This window comes from Microcoleus sp. Z1_B2 (genome assembly GCF_036700325.1).
Taxonomy (GTDB): Bacteria; Cyanobacteriota; Cyanobacteriia; order Cyanobacteriales; family Microcoleaceae; genus Microcoleus.
On sequence record NZ_JAUBOQ010000007.1, the window covers coordinates 157,542 to 174,731 of the forward strand.

Annotated in this window: 13 protein-coding genes; 6 read left to right on the forward strand and 7 right to left on the reverse strand. The window is 44.7% G+C overall.

The features are described 5' to 3' along the window. Window positions 1-47 precede the first annotated feature (47 nt). Window positions 48-2,762, reverse strand: a complete 2,715-nt coding sequence (locus tag QT984_RS06190) for a cation-transporting P-type ATPase (RefSeq protein WP_333053618.1) — start codon at window positions 2,760-2,762, stop codon at window positions 48-50. 435 nt (window positions 2,763-3,197) lie between these two features. Between QT984_RS06190 and QT984_RS06195 the strand changes: the two genes are divergently transcribed. Continuing rightward, entirely contained in the window at window positions 3,198-3,602 is a 405-nt protein-coding gene (locus tag QT984_RS06195; RefSeq protein WP_333053619.1) for a BON domain-containing protein, read from the forward strand. 260 nt (window positions 3,603-3,862) lie between these two features. Here the strand turns inward: QT984_RS06195 and QT984_RS06200 are convergent, their stop codons facing one another. Continuing rightward, window positions 3,863-4,249, reverse strand: a complete 387-nt coding sequence (locus tag QT984_RS06200; RefSeq protein WP_333053620.1) for a hypothetical protein — start codon at window positions 4,247-4,249, stop codon at window positions 3,863-3,865. A gap of 172 nt (window positions 4,250-4,421) precedes the next feature. Here QT984_RS06200 and rppA point away from each other — a divergent pair, with 172 nt between their 5' ends. The 5 genes from rppA to QT984_RS06225 all read left to right on the forward strand — a co-directional run bounded on the left by rppA (window position 4,422) and on the right by QT984_RS06225 (window position 10,468). Beyond that, window positions 4,422-5,099 carry a two-component system response regulator RppA gene (gene rppA / locus QT984_RS06205; protein ID WP_333053621.1) on the forward strand — a complete coding sequence of 226 codons (678 nt, stop codon included), beginning with the start codon at window positions 4,422-4,424 and terminating at the stop codon, window positions 5,097-5,099. An 18-nt stretch (window positions 5,100-5,117) separates the two neighbouring features. Beyond that, window positions 5,118-6,398 (forward strand): HAMP domain-containing sensor histidine kinase, encoded by a 1,281-nt coding sequence (locus QT984_RS06210; RefSeq protein ID WP_333053622.1) that lies wholly within the window; start codon window positions 5,118-5,120, stop codon window positions 6,396-6,398. 78 nt (window positions 6,399-6,476) lie between these two features. Next, complete coding sequence (locus QT984_RS06215; RefSeq protein WP_333338360.1) at window positions 6,477-7,028, forward strand: DUF3124 domain-containing protein; 552 nt, start codon at window positions 6,477-6,479, stop codon at window positions 7,026-7,028. A gap of 383 nt (window positions 7,029-7,411) precedes the next feature. Beyond that, window positions 7,412-8,371: an aldo/keto reductase gene (locus QT984_RS06220; RefSeq protein WP_333373531.1), complete on the forward strand. Its 960-nt coding sequence runs from the start codon at window positions 7,412-7,414 to the stop codon at window positions 8,369-8,371. Between the two features lie 225 nt (window positions 8,372-8,596). Then, window positions 8,597-10,468 carry a serine/threonine-protein kinase gene (locus QT984_RS06225; RefSeq protein WP_333053625.1) on the forward strand — a complete coding sequence of 624 codons (1,872 nt, stop codon included), beginning with the start codon at window positions 8,597-8,599 and terminating at the stop codon, window positions 10,466-10,468. A 131-nt stretch (window positions 10,469-10,599) separates the two neighbouring features. Here the strand turns inward: QT984_RS06225 and QT984_RS06230 are convergent, their stop codons facing one another. The 5 genes from QT984_RS06230 to QT984_RS06250 form a co-directional block, all read right to left on the reverse strand. Next, on the reverse strand, window positions 10,600-11,241 hold the full coding sequence (locus tag QT984_RS06230) for a Uma2 family endonuclease (protein WP_333053626.1): 642 nt from the start codon (window positions 11,239-11,241) through the stop codon (window positions 10,600-10,602). 54 nt (window positions 11,242-11,295) lie between these two features. Then, entirely contained in the window at window positions 11,296-11,805 is a 510-nt protein-coding gene (locus tag QT984_RS06235) for a hypothetical protein (protein WP_333053627.1), read from the reverse strand. 1,338 nt (window positions 11,806-13,143) lie between these two features. After that, on the reverse strand, window positions 13,144-14,076 hold the full coding sequence (locus QT984_RS06240; protein WP_333373534.1) for a branched-chain amino acid ABC transporter permease: 933 nt from the start codon (window positions 14,074-14,076) through the stop codon (window positions 13,144-13,146). A 223-nt stretch (window positions 14,077-14,299) separates the two neighbouring features. Further along, window positions 14,300-15,250 (reverse strand): branched-chain amino acid ABC transporter permease, encoded by a 951-nt coding sequence (locus QT984_RS06245; protein ID WP_333053637.1) that lies wholly within the window; start codon window positions 15,248-15,250, stop codon window positions 14,300-14,302. Window positions 15,251-15,412: 162 nt separating this feature from the next. Continuing rightward, window positions 15,413-16,672 carry an ABC transporter substrate-binding protein gene (locus QT984_RS06250; protein ID WP_333053631.1) on the reverse strand — a complete coding sequence of 420 codons (1,260 nt, stop codon included), beginning with the start codon at window positions 16,670-16,672 and terminating at the stop codon, window positions 15,413-15,415. Window positions 16,673-17,190 lie beyond the last annotated feature (518 nt).

Below are 17,190 nucleotides of genomic sequence, written 5' to 3' on the forward strand. Positions count from 1 at the left end.
GTTTTAACCGCCGATCGATCTACAGAATGACAAACCAGGATTTAGTATTAATTCAGAGGTGCAAAACGCTTTAGCAAAGCTGACAAAGGAATCATTGGCAGTCCGAATCCGATACAAATTAAGCCTTGGATTGGGTTCAAAGCTTCAGTGTTGAATAACTGATTCATAATGCCCCATTGGCTAAACAGGAATTGGAGAATGAAAATAGCCCCAATGCCGATCGCCACAGCATACCCAACTGATTCATCTTTACCGCGTAGTTTGGCGACGATCGCCGGAACGAAGCGACTGATGCTTAACAGGTAAAAAGCTTCGGCCGCCACCAATGCTTGAATTGCCATCGTCCGGGCTAGAGCTTCATTACCTGTGGTTTGGACGATCCATTCAAACATCCCAAAGATCGCAATCCAGTTAAATACTGAAACTGTCAGAATGCGAGCCGTCAGCCTGCGAGACAGCAGCGGTTCATTTGCCGGTCGAGGTGGATGTTGCATGACATCGGGAGAGGGCGGCTCAAATGCCAACGGTAAGCTCAACGCCACTGAACTGACCATATTCAGCCAGAGAATTTGTACTGGCAAAATGGGTAGCGGGGTTGCCAGAAGTACGGCAATCAAGATGGTCATGGATTCTCCACCATTCACGGGCAGGATGAAGGCGATCGCCCGCAGCAGATTCTTATAAACCGTGCGCCCTTCCTCAACTGCTTTCTCGATCGAAGCAAAGTTGTCGTTTGTCAACAGCATATCCGCTGCTTCTTTTGTAACTTCGGTGCCTGTAATACCCATCGCTATCCCAATGTCAGCTTGCTTCAGGGCGGGAGCATCGTTAACTCCATCTCCAGTCATCGCCACAATCTCGCCCTTAGACTGAAGTGCTTCGACAATGCGGAGCTTTTGCTCTGGTGCGACACGAGCAAACACGCAGCTTTGTTCAACAGCATTGGCGAATTGCTGCTGATTCATTTGAGCGAGTTCTTGACCGGTAAAAACGGGAGCCTCTTGGGTTTGATTTAGTCCCATTTGGTGCGCGATCGCTGCTGCTGTTTTGGCATGATCGCCCGTAATCATCTTGACCTGAATTCCTGCAGATCGACAGGCTTGAATCGCTTGAATGGCTTCGGGGCGAGGCGGGTCGATCATGCCTTGCAACCCCAGAAAAGTTAACCCTTGCTCAATATCAGAATGGTCAATTGAAGATTGAGAAGCGGGTACAACTTTCTTGGCAAGTGCCAGAACTCGTAACCCTTTTTTCGCCATTCTGTCCACAGTTTCCTCGATCGGCGCGGCGTTGAGGGATCTCGCCTCTCCCTCTTCATCGAGCATCTGGTGACACCGCTTGAGAATTGCCTCGATCGAACCCTTGACATAAATCAACCGTTCTGGACGATCGTCATGTAAGGTTGCCATGTATTGAAACTGAGATTCAAACGGCAGTGTATCGAGCCTGGATAGCGATTCCTCCAGTTTCTCAGTAATTAACCCCGCTTTTTGGGCTACCGCAACCAGCGCCCCTTCCGTTGGACTACCGACTACAGTCCAGTTTCCATCTTGCACTTCTAGATGCGAATCGTTGCACAAAAGTCCTGCTTGCAGGCATTCATATAAGGCAGGTGCATTGGTTAAGTCAACGGAATGTCCATTTACAGAAATTTCCCCGTCTGGTGCATATCCTCCACCGCTAACCCGATATCGCTTTCCACCGGCATCGATCTCTTGAACAGTCATTTGATTCTCAGTCAAGGTTCCGGTTTTGTCAGAACAAATCACGGTGGTGCTCCCCAGCGTCTCAATTGCCGGAAGTTTGCGAATAATGGCGTGCTGCTTTGCCATCCGGGAAACCCCGATCGCCAGTGTCACCGTTAAAATCGCGGGTAAGCCTTCAGGAATTGCGCTGACGGCAAGCGCCACAGATGCCTTGAACACCTCAACCCAAGAAAATCTCTGGGCAATGCCTGCTGCAAAGGTGAAGGCAGCCAAAGCTAAAATGACATAGAGCAAGGTTTTGCTAAATTTGTCAATTTTGCGACTCAGTGGGGTTTCCAGTGTGGTACTTTGCTGCATGAGTTGGGAAATGTGTCCCGTCTCGGTCATGTCACCAATGCTGACGACGAGTCCGCGTCCTTGTCCAAACGTTACCAGGCTTCCTGTATACGCCATGTTCGTGCGATCGGCCAGTGCAGTGTCTGCCTCTAGCGCCTGGGATTGCTTCTGAACCGGGACAGATTCTCCCGTTAATCCTGACTCATCCACCTGTAAGTCACGGACTTCGATCAGCCGCAGATCCGCAGACACTTTATCCCCAGAAGACAGCAAGACGAGATCGCCAGGAACCAGTTCACTGGATGAAACCACTTGCTTTTGACCGTTGCGGAGAATGGTTGCCTCAGTTGCAACAGATTTTGCTAAAGCGGCGATCGCATTCTCTGCCTTTGACTCTTGAACGAAACCAATGGTGGCGTTCGTCAGAGCAACCCCCAAAATTACCCCTGAATCAATCCACTCTTTCAGAAATGCTGTTACTATCCCAGCAGCTAACAAAATGTAGATTAGTGGCTGATTCAGTTGCTGAAAAAATCGCAACCAGGCACTTTGCGGCTTCTGAGCCGTTAGTTGATTGGGGCCGAGGATTTCGCGCCGTTCGGCTGACACGTCGGAAGATAGACCTATTTCCAGGTCAGTCTCTAAAATCCGAGCCACTTTCTCGACAGAAATGTGATGCCAAGAGTGTTCTACTAATTTTTCTACATTGGTTGCAGTCATAACGTTTCTTGTCAAGCCAACTGCTTATCTGTTATTTCGTCTTGTTTCTAGCGTCATTGATGAAAGTGAGGGAAAAGTGAGCGACTGATTTCTGTTACTCACATTTGGATCACATTTGCTCCCTATACTTAGGCAGAGAACCGATTAAGATAACTTATAAACTTGCCAACCTTAGTTCACTCGATTTGATTTATTGTTACCTTTTATTAAAAGGGTTGTAAAAAGCATTACTTTTGATGGATGAACTATGGTACATTTACTTATACGAGTTCTCAAAAAAGTGAGGTATGCCCTATGCCCACGGAGGCCTATGCCCATGAGTACCTCATAGGAGAGCTCGAAAGGCTATATTGAGTTCAAATCCTCAAAGACTTCATGCTGAGGTTTATCGGCAAAATTGCGTTTCACAACAAACAAAACAAACAAACAAAGAATATGCAATTATTAAAGCTATTGGTGCAAGGAATCAGCGTCAGCACTGTTGCTATTTTGGGTTTAGGTGCTTGCACCTCCCCCAATACTCCACAGACAACTGTTCCATCTACTTCTGCTCCCACAACTGCCACTGGAAATACGACTGTTCCAACCACTCCAGCGCCTGCAACCACGACCGCACAGACGCCTCAAAATCAAGACATTGACGATATTGCCGATCGCGTAGAAGATGCCTTGGACTCCGATACCACCCTCAAGCCGTTCGATTTGGACGCAGACGATCGGGATAATTCGATTGTGTTAACAGGGCGCGTTCAAACGGCCGAACAAAAAGCATTGGCAGAACAAATTGCTCGGCAAACTGCAGCGAATGTTTCCATCACTAACGAAATCGTTACTCAGTAGTTATTAATCCTCAAGCGGCAAGAGTATGGGACGCTTCTTGGTGCTTGAGGAATTGCTCGATCCCAGCCAGGAAACCTATGGATTTGGCAACCTTATTTGACTGGATGCGATCGCAAAAATAAATAGGACGGGCTATCCGGCCCGTCCCACAAAAAAAAATAACTCTTGTGGGATGGGCCGGATAGCCCGTCCCATCAATTGATGAAAAGGATTTTTGCAAGAGGTCTACTGGATACGATCGCAATATTGAAACACTAAACTTATTCAACAATTTCGTAACGGACTAACTGGCGAACATTTTGACGTGATAACTGGAGTTCTTGCGCGATCGCTGCCTCTATCTGGGTTGCGTCAGTCATTGGCAATTCTAATTCCAATCGCTTCAAAATGGGTTCTGCTGTTTCTACCGCAACCTGGGTGGTTCCTTGTTTTCGGTTAATCACCGCGTTGATCAGCAATATATTGACAGACACCGTTGCTTTAAGCTGGGTATCTGCCTGAAGTTTATTCTTTACTATCTGGGGTTGTTGTAATTCTTGAGCCATTAGGAAACTAGAGCAAACCCAAAACGCGATCGCCACAAACGGCAATGGCAACCAAAACTCTGCGCCTGATGCTTTTAGCCAACGTTTAGTAACCTGCCACATAAATTTTTTACCCCACCCCAACCCTCCCCTTATCAAGGGGAGGGAGTAAGAAATTCACCAATGATTTAGGATTGCTATATTTGCACTTTAGTGGAGTTAGCGGTCTCCTGAAATCCTACTCAAGGACGATGCGTCAAATGTTTCAGTTCGATAGGCCCAATTAAAGAAAAATATGAGAATCTTACTTGTGGAGGATGACCCAAAGCAACTGATGCCACTTCAAACAGTGCTGTCTCAAGCAGGACATAGCGTGGATGGGGTAAAAGATGGACAGACGGCACAGTGGCTGTTATCAGAAAAAGAATATGATTTGTTGATTTTGGACTGGATGTTGCCACATATCAGTGGGGTAAATCTCTGTCGTCAATATCGATCGGCAGGGAAAACAGCGCCGATTTTGATGATCACCGCAAGAGACACCACGCCGGAAAAAGTGACCGGGTTAGACGCAGGTGCAGATGATTACCTGGTGAAACCGATCGACTTGGTTGAATTCATGGCACGAGTGCGGGCCTTAAGACGGCGATCGCCCCTTTGGCAAGGAGATACGCTCAGCCTTGAGGATCTGCACCTCCACCTCGATACTCTTACTGTTGAGCGACAAGGTGCAACCGTTTCCCTCTCCAGTCGCGAGTTTCAGTTGTTGGAGTATTTTATGCGTCATCCCCGGCAAGTTTTGACTCGGAATCAGATTGAACAAGGTGTGTGGGAATGGGGGACTGAACCAGAGAGCAATGCGATCACTGTTCTAATTCGCAAACTCCGCCAACGCTTGCAGGCTGTAGGATCGGCAGACTGGATTGAGAGCATTTACGGTATGGGTTATCGCCTCACTTCCCCTCTCAAGTAAAGATCGTAAAGGCAAGTCGTGTTTAATCAAAGTCGTCGCAATCTGGCTCGTTGGTTCACCCTCTCAATGGGAAGCATTCTCGTGCTGTTTGCTGGGGCGATTTATCAGATTGAGGTAAAAGATAAACTAGAGGCGCTCGATCGACTGCTGTATGACAAAACTAGAGTCATGGCTGCCAGCGTACATTATGAAGTTCGCCAAAACCAGAACCAGGTCGATCTGAATCATGTTTCCTTGTTAGGCAGTGGTTCCCATCCCCTTGCTGAAGATCTGATTTACGTGCGCTGGTATAACGCACAAGGGCGGTTAGTTCGTTTTTTTGGGAATTCTCCTCCCCAGCAGTTAAATACGCCTTTTGGTTATCTCACAGTTCGATCGACCGATCCACTTTTGGGAAAAGGAATCTGGCTGCGTCAGGTGACATTACCCGTTGAAGGTAGAACAGGGGTACTCGGTTATCTTCAGGTTGCAACTCCCCTGACAGAAACTCAAAACAGGCTCACTGAGCTTCAGATTGTGCTAACTCTCGCTGTCCCGCTGACACTGGGCTTAATTGCCCTCACAGGTTGGTTTCTCAGTGGGCTGGCCATGCAACCGATTCGGCAAGCCTATCAGCAGCTTCAGCGCTTTACAGCCGATGCCTCTCACGAGTTGCGATCGCCCCTGTCTGCCATTCTCACTAATGCCCAGCTTGGGTTGCTGATCGCGGCTGATGATACACGTTACCATCCTCCCTTAGAAAACATTGTAGATAGCGCAAAATCCATGGGAGCCTTGGTGAATAATTTACTGCTGTTGGCTCGTCATCAGGGGCGACTTGCGCCGGAATCGCTCAAGTTAATCAATCTCAACGAGTTGCTGAGCAATTTAGCAACCCAGTTTCTCGCACTTGCAGAAGTCCAAAATATCAAACTAACCTGCGAATCACCGGCACAACGGATTGAATTATTGGCCGATCCTGATTTGCTGCGGCAAGTAGTCGAAAACTTGCTTTACAATGCCTGTAAATATACTCCTGTTGGCGGAACTGTAAAGATACGCTTAGTTCTTCATTCCCATTTGGCAGTCATTCAGATCATCGATACGGGAATCGGTATTCCAGAAGTGGACTTACCCTATATTTTCGATCGCTTCTATCGAGTAGACACCGATCGCTCGCAGGATAGTGGAGGCTTTGGGCTGGGGTTGGCGATCGTCGAACAAATTGTCAAGGCACACAGCGGACAAATACAGGTGACGAGTGAAGTGGGCAAAGGCTCAACTTTCCAGGTTGAACTGCCGCTCAAACCTTATCACTAAGCCGCCTCAAACGAGAGAGAAGGTGCACTCTGCTTTAGACGTAACTGCAATGTATGTGGTGTATTTGGATGAATGCCGATGAAGTTTAAACATGATTTCTGGGTTGGTTGGGCGCTAGGGGCGATCGTCCTGAGCTCTTGCTGGGACCAAACTACCTCACCAAGACAACAACCCGATATAAAACGTGAAATTTCACTGAAAGCAGTCCCGTTAGATAAAACAAAAGTTGTGATGGGACAAACCGTATATGTCCCTATTTACTCACATATTTATCACTACAATAGCAAGGATCAAGTCATGAATTTGTCAGCCACCCTCAGTATCCGCAATACGGATCTGACAAATTCGATTATTATTACTTCGGTGCGTTACTACGATAGCGATGGGAAATTGATTAGGCACGACATTAAGAGTCCAGTAGAACTCAAGCCCCTTGCTTCCACAGACTTTTTTATTGCAGCAGATGATACAAGTGGAGGCTCAGGTGCAAACTTTATTGTGGAGTGGGTTGCAGAAAAAACGGTTTACGATCCTGTCATTGAAGCTGTCATGATTAGTACCTCATCTTCTCAGGGTATTTCATTTATCAGTCCCGCTAAAGTTCTCAAGCAACACAAGATGCAGAAGTGATTTTAGAGGATTAAATTATTGCTTTATAAGGTAGGTTTAGACTCTTATAATGGGAGCATCTCATATTTGTAAAAACACTTATTCTGGTTTCTTCCTTCTTCATTCTGACTTGTTTCCTACTGGATCCTGACTCCTAATTCCAATTTCTAGCTTAGGAATGAGAATTAAATAACTTCCACAATAATAATTAAAATTGTAAGTTATTTAATTCGCGATCCTTAGCTGCACAAGCGAGATTATCCCATTTTTAATTTTTAACTTTGTATATCGCTATTTATTGCAAAATAAAACGATAGCATTAATGTGGAGACTACCCAACTGTTTTCTGTTAAGATTAGAGAGCTTGAGGGTGAATACTAAAAATATAAATGAGGACTTAGGGTATGCAAAAGCGACAATTGGGGACATCACAAATTCAGATTACCCCGATAATTATGGGGACTTGGCAAGCTGGGAAGCGGATGTGGGTGGGAATTGAGGATGCTGAAACTGTCAAAGCAATGCGCGCGGCTTTTGAGGCAGGTATTACCACCTTTGATACGGCTGAGGTTTACGGAGAAGGGCATTCGGAACAAATTATCGGTCAAGCACTTTCAGATGTGCGATCGCAAGTAGTTTATGCTAGCAAAGTTTTCGCCAACCACCTGAAACCCGATTTGTTAATCGAAGCGTGCGATCGATCCCTAAAAAACCTCAACACCGATTATATCGACCTTTACCAAATCCACTGGCCCGCTGGCAGTTGGAATTCCGAGTTAGTGCCAATTGCAGAAACAATGGACGCCCTGAACAAGTTAAAAGAACAGGGGAAAATTCGGGCGATCGGCGTTTCCAACTTCTCCCGTGCCCAAATAGAAGAAGCCGCCCAATACGGACGCATCGACAGCCTGCAACCGCCCTATTCTCTGTTTTGGCGCTGGGTAGAAAAAGATGTTATGTCCTATTGTGTTGACAATCATATCTCAATTATTGCTTATTCATCTCTAGCTCAAGGAATATTGACAGGTAAATTCGGGCCCGAACACAAGTTTGAAGAAGGCGACCACCGCGCCAAAAATAAGCTGTTCATCAAAGAAAATTACGACCGAGTGCAAACAGCATTAAATCAACTCAGGCCAATTGCCGATCGCCACCAGACAAGCTTGGGCAACTTAGCTTTAGCTTGGTTGATTTCCCAGCCACAAACAAATGCAATTGTCGGCGCGCGCGACGGGGAACAAGCAGCCGAAAATGCTAAAGCTGCTGAGGTAAAATTGAGTGAAGAGGAATTAAAAGAAATTGACGCGATCGGGCGAACAGTCACCGATCATTTAGACGATAATCCCGTTATGTGGAACTTCTAAAACAGAACTGACGCAACTGGCATATATAGTAAGATACCCCGGAACTCACGCCCAGATCACCATTCTCGCTTAACGGGCTAGAAGCCCATTCCACAAAGAGTGAATTTCTTGTGGAATGGGCTTCTAGCCCGTTCCTAAAAAGCTAATGAGGTATAATATCTACTGCGCTGTGGAAATATTCAAAAAGTTAAAATCAAAAATCAAAAATCCGCAATCTAAAATCGAATGAGTTACTGCCTAAACCCCAACTGTTCCAAGCCGCAAAATCCCCCCGCAGTCAAATTATGCAAACATTGCCGTTCAAAACTGCTGCTGCGCGATCGCTACCGGGCGATAAAGGCGATCGGACAAGGCGGTTTTGGTAGAACATTCCTCGCCGTTGACGAAGACAAACCCTCAAAACCTCGCTGCGTCATCAAACAATTTTTACCTGCAGAAACCCCACTCATCCCATCAGCAAGCAATCGCAACAGCAAAAAAGCCGCCGAACTTTTTGAACAAGAAGCAATGCGATTAGACGAGTTGGGAAAACACCCTCAAATTCCCGAACTATTAGCCTATTCTATCCAAGACAGCAGACAATATGTAGTCCAAGAATTTATCGACGGGCAAAATTTAGCACAAATTGTAGAAACAGAAGGCAGATTTACAGAAAATCAAATTCAAGACTTACTCAATAGCCTATTACCCGTCCTTCACTTCATCCATTCCCACAACGTTATTCACCGAGACATCAAACCCGGAAACATCATTCGCCGCGCCGACAAACAATTAGTCTTAGTAGACTTTGGCGCTGCCAAAATTGCTACAGGTACAGCATTACTCAAAACAGGAACCAGCATCGGCAGCCCCGAATACATCGCCCCCGAACAAGCTAGAGGCAAAGCATTTTTTACCAGCGATTTGTACAGTTTAGGCGTAACTTGTTTGTACTTGCTAACTCAAGTTTCCCCTTTTGACCTGTTTGATCCTGGTGAAGATTCCTGGATATGGCGACAGTATTTGGCTAACAACCCCGTGAGTGAACAACTCGGAAAAATTTTAGACAAAATGATTGCCAATGCTACCAACCGCCGCTATCAAACGGCTGTTGAAGTATTAAAAGAAATTAATCCCCAAGTTGCGATCGATCTAGCAATTCCTAAAACAAGTTCCAAGTTAGTTAAACCAGGAAAAACTCCCGCCCAGCCCCAACAGCAAACCTATAGCTGGCAATGTATTCACACCCTAACAGGCCACAAAAACTTAATTTACTCTGTGGCTTTCAGCCCCAACGGAGAAGTTGTAGCCAGCGGCAGCGATGACAAAACAATCAAGCTGTGGGGAGTTGAAGACGGGCAAGAAATTGTCACCCTCACAGGACACGCTAACTCAGTTTATACAGTAGCTTTCAGCCCTGACGGAAAGATGCTAGCCAGCAGCAGCCACGACAAAACTGTCAAACTTTGGCGGATGAAAGATGGGCAAGAAATTCGCACGTTTGTGGGTCACACTAACTCAGTTTACAGCGCAGCTTTCAGTCCCGATGGCGAAATTATTGCTAGCAGCAGTTGGGACAAAACAATCAAGATTTGGCGCGTCAAAGACGGGCAAGAAATTCGCACCCTTGCGGGTCACACCAACTTAGTTTATTTGGTTGCTTTTAGCCCGGATGGCGAAACTATTGCTAGTTGCAGTTGGGACAGAACCGTCAAAATTTGGCGAGTTAAAGATGGGAAGCTAATTCGCACACTTACAGGTCATACAGACTCCGTTCGCTGCATAGCTTTTAGTCCAAATGGAGAGTTTTTGGCTAGCGGTAGCCATGACAATACTATTAAAATTTGGTGGGTCAAAGATTGGCAAGAAGTTTTAACTATCACAGGACATTCTTGGTATGTTGATTCTATTGCTTTTAGTCCCGATGGCGAGATTCTGGCTAGCAGCAGCAATCAAACTATTAAAATTTGGCGAGTGAAAGACGGTCAAGAAATTTGTAATATTGCGGGTCACAATAACTCTGTCTATTCGGTTAATTTTAGCCCAGAAGGAGAGTTTATGGCTAGCGGCAGTAGTGACAAAAGTATTAAGATTTGGCAGAATACCATGTTTGTTTAATTACCCGCAATCAAAATTGTTTGTAGTCGGTGGGCGGGGGCAGGTTTATGATAATTGTGGGTTTTAGGCGATTATTGTTGGTGAACCTGCCCCTACAGGAATTATGGTCAATTCACCGGACACGATATGATTCAACCGTTCTCCCTTTCAATTTTTTGCCGCAACTCCCGAATGACTGTACTTGTAGGGCGATCGCGCGACATTTGCCAGCATTCCTCGACAATTTCTGATACATTAAAATTGGGAAAATAACGGCTAACTGAATTTTCGACATATCGATCGTTTTGCAAGTCGTAAATTCTGAGCTTATTTTTCTTAAACAGCCACACTTCAGGCACTTGATAAGGCAAGTAATCATCTAAATCCGTGTAGCTAGTTACGTCTACTTCGATTACTAGATCCGGCGGCGGTTCAACACCCCAAGCAATCCGATCTTTACCAATAATTGTCGCACAACTATCGATATAAAAACAATAATCTGGTTCAATTCCTCTTACCTCCGGCAAATCCATCGTAATTGGTGTAAAAGCTTCATAATCTCGCCCCAAGTAATCTAGGAAAACCATTGCCACCATTGCAATAATATGAGATTGTTTTCCGTGTACTGGTAAAGGGGACATTAATAAAATCTCTCCTGGTCGATATTTGATGCGCGGAATTGAACGATCGCCCAATTGTGCTACAAGTGATTGGTAATCCTGCCAGTTTGCGGGAAATTTTATAAGTGTTCCTGGGGGCAAATGAATTTTTTCTGGCGTGACAACTGCAAACATAAAACTTATACCTCCTGACTGAGGATGTGTGTTTTAAACAACTAAAAGCTATTATCAATCTATCTGCTTCACCACCTCCCAGGCCAACCCTAGCACCTCTGCAATTTGCTCATCCTTCAATCCCAACTGTCGTAATTTACCAACCATTTCAATTTTAACTTGATTCGTGCCATCCTGGTAGTCGGGAGTCGGAGGCTGACTTTTATCTGGGGTAGGAGTGGGTAGTTCTGAGCAGCCATTGATATAATTAATTGTATTGCTATCACCAAAATTAGTAGTGTTGCGATCGCCAAAATTTATATTCAGATTTAATTTCCGTTCTAGAACAGATTCCAGATTCCCTTTATCAACTGGTTCATCAAAAGCATTAGATAGCATTTGCAAAAGCTCGTAACCTACATCCTTAGCATGACCCGCCGTACACCCGTAAGTATCTGCAATATCAGAATACTTTTGTCGATTGAGTATTCCCTTGATAATTTTACGCTGCAAGTCATTTAGATGTTTGCCTGTCTTCGCACTGAGCACTTTATCTACAAATTGCAAGATATGGGCAGTGTCCATCAGTAGGGGGGTCGGAGAACTATAGTTAGTATACCCGACTTTATCCGTCTTTATCCGTCTTTATCCGCCTTGCATAGCGATTTTAGAAAGACCCGTCTTTTTCCGTCTTTTTTCGCTTTGCAGTTTTGAGCGATCGGTTTATGATAGGAAAAAGCGAAAAACCAGGTAAGTAGTCTTACTTAAATAAACAGTTTTGTATCAGGAAAAATTTAACAGGTAAGAAGAAAGCACTGAGAACTTTAGAATTATAGCTTAATTTTTCCTTGAATTTACGAGAATCTGTTTTTTAGCGTTTGCTTTTAATCATAGGCAATCGCCACTTCAGTCTTCAACTTCGTCTTTCTTTGCACAACACTGTTTATTTATGTCCGACTACTTAATAGTTCGGTTGTTAGTCAGTTGAGGAAAACGTATGAGTAATTGTCAGTGTAAATGGTGCCGACGTAGTTATAACCCTTATGGAGATGGAATGATGCACCAGGAAAAACTAGACTTTTGTAGTGAAAGATGCCGCTACGAAGCTAGATCGTCTGGTTGGAAATCTACGGCAGAAAAGGTTAGGGCTGATGTAGCCAAGATGCGGGCGAGCCGTACTATAGAACAAATTGGTAGAGATAGATTGGAAGAGAGGTTTGAGGAAATTTGGTCGTACAATATTCTCCCTATAGTTGCGTTATGTGTTTCGTTATATTATATTTTGTACGATCCACACTTTTTTCTCCACCTTAAATGGCCACCTAGCAATGGTAAATGGAGTAATTTTGTGCCTACTTTGCTTATAACGATGAGTCTGGTGTTACCAGTGATGTACTTTGCACTAGCAATAATTCTCTTGCCAGTTTATGGGATACTTAAGTTGATATTTATGGCTTTTGTCAAGTAGATACAGAATAAAATTTCATTTTTGATAGATATCGGATGTTTTTCGTAATTTTTTATAGCATACACCTGCTCGCCCGCACCGCCTAGATCGCTGGCATGAATTGCTTTGCGCCATACTCACGCTTTCATCGGTCTAGTTTGTAGCACTTATAGGAGCGCACACTCACCGATTGAACTAGATGTCATCTATCTATTTTATTTGATATTTTCCAGTGTGTTTAAGTTAGTTATTTTGTACCTCATCTACCTGAGAAAGGCTATAGCATAATTAATTTTTTGGATGATTTCAAAAGTTTTTTTTGTTGCTCTCGATCCGTAAGTTAAGTAAAATTAGTATAGCTGACTTTTGCCATCTTTATCCGTTTTTTTTCCTCCTTACATCCAAATTTTATAAACATCCGTCTTTTTGCCCCTTTTCAGCTTTGAGCGACGATATATGATACGGAAAATGTAGCGTCAAGAAGTCCGATCGCCCTTTTTAAACCTCTTCAACAACTCCGGCGTCACCAACCCTTGCGGAAAAAAAATCGTCCCCAACACAATCAGCAACCCAAAAATAATTAACCGCCCATCCCGCAGAAATTGCGCCAACCAAACCGGCAATCCCTGAATAGTCGCCATCCCCCTCAAAACCTCCGGTAAAGCAGTAAACACCATCCCACCCAAAACTGCTCCCAGAAACGTTCTGCTACCACCAATCAACACGGAAGTCAAGTAAATAATACTAGCATCAAAAGTCCCTTGACGGGCGTTCCAAGTATTGAGGAAATGAGCGCTAACCGCACCCACAACCCCAGCTAAAACAGCACCTAACGTGAAAGCCAAAACCTTATAAAAAGTTGGGTTAATGCCGATCGCATCAGCCGCCAACTCATCAGCCCGAATCGCCGCAAAAGCCCGCCCCACCCGAATCCGTTCCAGCCGATAGACAATCGCCATACTCACCAACAGTAAAGGTAGTACAATCCACAAATACTCGATCGGCGTCCCAAACGGTTGCGGAATCCCAAAAATGCCCACAGCCCCGCCAGTGATATCCAGATTCAGCGATAAAACCCGCAAAATTTCCACAAAAGCAATAGTTGCGATCGCCAAATAAATCCCACTCAACCGCAGCGCCGGAATTCCCACCAAAATCCCCAGCAACCCCGAAACAACCCCTGCAATTATCATCTCCACCAACAGCAATGGTAGAGGAAACAAACCCCCTGTCGGCTTAAACACCGTCGTAGACAAAATCGCCGCAATATACCCACCCAACGCATAAAAACCAGGGCTAGCCAAAGACAACTGTCCAGTCATTAAAGGCAAATATAGCGACATTCCCAACATTGCACCCAACAACATCGAGACAATCAAAAACCCGTAAGTAGTAAAAAATGCAGCCATGATTTTATTTTAAATAATAAAAATACTTAAATACCAACTTCATCTCAAATCCAGTCCCCTCATAATAATTCATTTCTCTCTTCTCTTTCTCTGCGTTCTCTGCGTCCTCTGCGGTTAAATCATTCCGATATAATTAGTTTCTTTAGGGGGCAATCCCCCGTGGCCGTTGGTGCGTGCGAAGCGTCGAACCATCGCCCCAATTTTAATCACCTAATTATCTCTTTTACACCTTTTGAATCAAACGCCGACCAAACAAACCCTGCGGTCTAACCAATAGCATAATAAACAATATGGCAAAAGCAACAGCATCCTTATAAGCCGAAAAATCTCCCGGCACAAAAGCCTCCACCAAACCAATGATAAACCCACCCAAAACTGCCCCAGGAATACTCCCCAACCCACCCAGCACAATCACCGCCAAACCCTTCAAACCAAAAGCAATACCAAAATACGGCCCAGCAATACTCACACTCGAACCCACCAAACTTCCCGCCAAACCAGCCAGAAAACTGCTCACAAAAAACGTCAAAACAATGTATCTATCAGTATCAATACCCAACAGACTAGAAGTAGTAGCATCTTCAGCCACAGCCTGCATTGCTTTGCCAAATTTAGTAAAATTTATTAAGTAAGTTAAGACAGCCACAATCGCAACTGATACCGCAAAAATTACTATTTGAACAGTCCGAATCGGAATTGGTTTATCCGCCGTCCCAAAGTTAATGGCAGCGGGCAAATAGCCGTAAGTGTTAGCAGGAAAAGTGTAAATTTCCGCCCCTACAAGATATTGGATAAGATTGGCGATCGCAACTGCCACACCCAAACTAGAAACCACCGTCAGCAGAGGATCAGAGAGTCGGCGGCGCAAAGGTAAAAAAGCAATTCGTTCAACAATTACTCCTACCAAACCAGCCATGACACTTCCCAAAATTAACGCCACAGCAAAAGGCAACTGCAGGGGAATTCGAGCATTAGCCCACAACCCATTAAAACCGAAAGTACCTCCCATCAGCGCATAGGTGAAATAAGCACCCAAAGTAAATACTGCACCGTGAGCAAAATTAATAATTCCCAGAATAGAAAACACCAGCGTGTATCCCAAGGCAAAAATAGCATACACGCTGCCGATCGACAAACCATTCAAAAATTGTTGCAAAAACAGAGTTAAGTCCATCACCAGTTAGAGATTCGGCATCAACATTAAATCATTCAAAAACAAACAGCATACAATTTTTACTCTGATTTCTGACTTCCCCCCAAAGGGGCAGCGGGGTTGACCTCAGACTCACACTCAATAACTCATCCGTGTATCCGTGTTAGAATCCGTGTAGTGCCTTCATTTCAAAAATTCAAACTTACCATTATTTCCATCAGCATCCATTTTTATCTGTGCCACATAAAACTCTTTCTGATTAATCTCACCTTCAGGCGTAAAAGAAATTTCCCCCAAAGGCGTATCGTACTGGCCACCCAACAACTGCTGATTCAAATTTGTACGCAACTCTGCCAATGGCTTTTCGCTAACCTTAGACTTAGCATTAATTGCCTTTAATGACTCAACAAAAACTTGTACACCAGTAAAAGCTTGAGCGCTAAACTGAGGCGGTTCTTTCTTGAATTGGGCGCGATAAGCATCACGAAAAGCCTTATTAATCTCATTCTGATATTCCGGGCTGTAGGCTTGGGCAATCAAAACCCCATCGCAAAGAGCCTTGCAAACAGGAAATACATTAGAAGTATTCAGACCGTTGCCCCCAATGATAACGCCTTTGTAACCCAACTCCCGCAATTGCTTAATTAAATTGCCTCCATCCGCGGCCAACCCAGAAATAATGATTAAATCCGGCTTGACATTTATCCCATTAGTGGCTTGAGATTGGAAATCTGTATCAGTAGTCAAGAATTTTTGGACTGTTGCCAATTCCAGTCCCATATCTTTAACCGTTGTCTGAAAAGTTTCAGTCTCAGATTTGCTAAAAGCATCATTCTGAGCAAAAAACACGGCTACTTTCTTAATATTGGGATTTTGCTTGAGGGCGGCTTTAACTGCATTTGGTGCTACCACGGCCACAGGCGCAGAGACTCGGGCCACATAATCGCCAATCTGGGGAATGCCTTTAGCCGTGTTGGAGGGGCCGAGTACGGGAACTTTTGCTCGATCGGCGATCGGAGCGGCACTAAAAGCTTGCTGTGACAGAGTTGGGCCCACAATACCAACCACCTGATCCTGATTGATCAGAGTATTGAAAGCATTGATCGTCCCTTGTTCGTCTCCACCGGTATCTTGGAACACCAGTCTAATCGGCGTCCCATCCACACCGCCCTTATCGTTGAAATACTTCTCAGCAATTTTCGCGCCAGCCACCTGTTCCTGACCCAGTAAAGCCACATTGCTAGTTTGCGCCACCCCAATACCTATAGATATAGTGTTGGAACTCCCCCCAGGCGAACCCTCTGGGGAAGCACCGGGAGATGGCGAAGTCGCCGGAGATACTGTAGTAGAGGTTTGGGGAGTGTTCGTCTGACTGCAAGAAGCCAGCAGCAGTGAAGCGCAGGTAATGAATAAGCCACTAGGGCGGGCTGTAGGTTTTTTCATAAGCGGGCGATCGAACATCTATATATAAAACAGCTACACGTAGAGATATTCTACCCATGCGCGGTAGATACTCCCCTCAAAAGTCCAATCTTGCCCAAAAAAAAGACCCCTTCCCGGAAAAAGGAGTCAGCCAGCGGAGGCAGGATCGGAAATCAGTAGCTCAAACCCTTGGTGTGTATAGTTTCCAAAAAAAGTCAAAAATATTTTCACAAAACGCTTGACAACTCTGGGGAGAGTTGATACATTAATAAAGCGCCAGAAGGGAAGCGGTTCAAACAACCGCGAACTAAAGGTAAAAAACTGAACCTAGAAAAAAGAATAGTTTGAAAGCTTAAAGCAATATTAACCTCGTCAAAAAATTAAGATTGAGAGTAAAGGCATCGCTGATACTCAATATCGCAAACAACGAGAAAAAAGTCAAGGGAAAAAAGCCAGCCTTTGTGCTGAGTAGAAAGAACTTGACCTAAGCCAAAAAAAACAATCCAACACGGAGAGTTTGATCCTGGCTCAGGATGAAC